Here is a 230-nt window from a genome sequence, read left to right on the forward strand (position 1 = left end):
CAGGCACTGAGCAATAGCCAAGATGGCACTGGCAGCCACAATCAGTTGCTGTTCGACGATACGGCTGGCCAGAGTCGCACTCAGCTTGCTACGACGCAAGCGGCGAGCGCGCTCACGCTCGGCCACCACAAGGACCAGAAGGACAACTCCCGCGAAGGTGACCTCGGCCACGGCGCAGCGCTTGCAACGGATGACAGCGGCAGCGTGCGTGCCGGCTCCGGATTGCTGTT

At 63.5% G+C, this 230-nt stretch carries 1 protein-coding gene; it reads left to right on the forward strand.

The features are described 5' to 3' along the window. The coding region (locus NVV99_RS27030; RefSeq protein WP_260783360.1) for a type VI secretion system Vgr family protein at positions 1-230 on the forward strand (230 nt) is incomplete at both ends.

The organism is Rhodococcus sp. PAE-6 (genome assembly GCF_025290685.1).
Lineage (GTDB): Bacteria > Actinomycetota > Actinomycetes > Mycobacteriales > Mycobacteriaceae > Rhodococcus > Rhodococcus pyridinivorans.